We start from the raw sequence: 2,460 nt of genomic DNA on the forward strand, positions 1-2,460 counted from the left end.
GCCTCGCGCTCCCGACCGGCCGTCCACGTCCGGGCGGCGGCGAGCAGGTCCGTGCCGCCGTCCACGCGCGTCGCGAGACCGCGCAGCGTCGCCGCCTCGTCGGACGCGACCGCCGCGGCACCGACGAAGTGGTCGACCGCCCGCCCGACGGCCGCACCGGCCTCCTCGAGCGCGCGCCCCGTCTCGGCGCGCATCTTCTCGAGCCGCTGCTGCAGCCGGTCGTAGACCTCGGTGCCGAAGACCTTCTGCAGGAGCCCGCGCCGGTCCTCGGGGTTGGCACGGAGGAAGCCGGCGAACTCGCCCTGCGGCAGCACCACGGTCTGGACGAACTGCGTGCGGTCGAGCCCGATCGCACGCTGCAGCTCGAGCCCGGCCTCGTCGAGCCGCGTGGAGACCAGCTCGCCGTCGTCAGGCCGGCCCGGGTCCGCGAGGCGCCACAGCTTGACGGTCGCCTGCTGCGTCGTGGTCCCGGAGCCCCGCTGCTTGGGTCGCTGGTAGGCCGGCGTGCGGCGCACGCGGTACACCCCGGCGCCCGTCTCGAGCACGAGGTCGACGACCGTCTCGTCGCCCGGTGCCGCGTGCGCCGAGCGCAGCCGCTCCTCGGTCGCCTCCTTCGAGGCGACCTTGCCGTAGAGCGCGAAGACGATCGCGTCGATGATCGTCGACTTGCCCGCGCCCGTCGGCCCCTCGAGCAGGAAGATGCCGCTCGCGCCGAGCGAGCCGAAGTCGATGGTGTGCCGGCCCGGGAACGGCCCCAGGGCCTGGAGCGTCAGCGTGTGCAGGTGCATCAGGCGCTCCGCTCCGCCGCGAGCACGTCCTCGTAGGCGCGCAGCAGCACCGCGCGCTCCTCCGCGGACGGCCGCCCGCCCGTGACGTGCTCGACGAACTCCGCCGCGACCTCGAGCGGGTCACGCGCGGCGGTCACGGCCGCGAGCGTCCGGCGCTCCGCCGCGGCGACGGGCCGGTGCTCGACCGCCAGCGCGTGCGGGAAGCGCTCACGCACGCGGGCGTACAGCTCGGTGGGACGTGCGGGGTCGGTGACGACCACGCGGACCCAGTCCGCCACGTGGGCGTCCCCACCGGCACCGAGCAGGTCCTCGAGCGTGCCCGTCACCTCCGCGAGCCGCCGCGGCACCGGTGCGGGCACCAGCTCGACGCCCACCTCGGCGCCCGAGAGGTCGACCAGCACCGAGGCCTTGCGCTGGTGCATCTCGGAGAACGAGTACGCGAGCGGCGAGCCCGAGTACTGGAGCACCGGGGCGCGACCGTCCGCATCCGGCTCGACGCCGATCCGCTGCGGCCCGTGCAGGTGGCCGAGGGCCACGTAGTCGACGCCGCGGAGCACGCCCGCCGGCACGCTGTCGACGCCGCCGACGCGGATGTCCCGCTCGGACGCCGACGCCTCCCCGCCGACCACGAAGGCGTGCGCCATGACGACGCTGCGCGGACGCTCCCCGCCCGCGCGGGCGGCGAGGTCGGCGCGGACGCGCCGCATCGCGGCGGCCGTGACGGCCTCGTGCGAGCGCGGCAGCAGGCCGTCGCCGCCGAGGTCCGGGGCGTCGTCGTCGGCGAGGGTGCGGCGGACGGCGTCGGGGTCGAGGTACGGCAGCGCGTAGACGAGGACGGGGCCGCCCTCGGCGGCCACCTCCACCGGGCGGCCGACGTCGGCCACGCGCGCACGCAGGTGCACGCCGGGCCGCATGAGGGTCGCGCCGAAGCCGAGCCGGATCGCGGAGTCGTGGTTGCCGGGCGTGACGACCACGGCTGCGTGCTCGCTCAGGCGCGCGAGCGCGTCGGCGAGCAGCTGGACGGCCTCGACCGGCGGGATCGCCCGGTCGTACACGTCACCCGACACGACGACCGCACCGACGCCCTCGGCGCGCACGAGCTCGACGAGGTGGTCCAGGTACTCGGCCTGGTGACCGAGCAGGTCCACCCCGTGCAGCGTGCGACCGAGGTGCCAGTCGCTCGTGTGCAGGATCCGCATGACGCGGACGCTAACCCGACCCACCGACACGACCCGGCACCGGCCGGGCGAGTCGCCGGACCCGCCGACCACCTCGGCTCCGCACCCGCATCTCCAGGAGGCACGGGTCGTCGCTCGGCGCCCCCGCGGACAGCTCGGCCTCGCCAGGGGGCGGCGCGCTCAGCCGAGCGCGACCACGAGCACGCCCGAGACCGTCGCGGCGACGACGGTCGACGCTGCGCCGAGCGCCGCCGCGCGGCCGCCCGTCCGCACGAGCCGGCGCAGGTCCACGCCCGCGCCGAGACCCACCATCGCGGCCGTGAGCAGCGCCGTCGTGACCCATGAGGCGACGTCGAGCGCGACGTCGGGCACCACGCCCACCGAGCGCAGCGCGACCGCGGCCAGGAAGCCGACGACGAAGAGCGGCACGAGCGGCGGCCGGCGCGCACGCGGCGGTGCCTCGACGCGGGCGTCCTGCGCCGCACCGGCCCTGT

General features: G+C 76.6%; 3 protein-coding genes. All 3 read right to left on the minus strand.

Translation table 11 applies throughout. The features are described from left to right. Nucleotides 1-788 (minus strand): AAA family ATPase (locus ICW40_RS14290; RefSeq protein ID WP_221654691.1); only part of this gene is annotated, 788 nt, incomplete at its 3' end. After that, on the minus strand, nucleotides 788-1,987 hold the full coding sequence (locus ICW40_RS14295) for an exonuclease SbcCD subunit D (protein WP_221654692.1): 1,200 nt from the start codon (nucleotides 1,985-1,987) through the stop codon (nucleotides 788-790). The genes ICW40_RS14295 and ICW40_RS14290, both read right to left, overlap by 1 nt. Nucleotides 1,988-2,146: 159 nt before the next feature. Continuing rightward, a partial coding sequence (locus ICW40_RS14300) for a putative sulfate exporter family transporter (RefSeq protein WP_221654693.1) occupies nucleotides 2,147-2,460 on the minus strand: 314 nt, incomplete at its 5' end.

Source organism: Actinotalea ferrariae, assembly GCF_019733465.1.
GTDB lineage: Bacteria > Actinomycetota > Actinomycetes > Actinomycetales > Cellulomonadaceae > Actinotalea > Actinotalea ferrariae_A.

What these genes read in the sequence shown, in the direction of transcription:
- ICW40_RS14295 (WP_221654692.1), bottom strand. Translation starts at nt 1,987, where the DNA reads ATGCGGATCCTGCACACGAGCGACTGGCACCTCGGTCGCACGCTGCAC.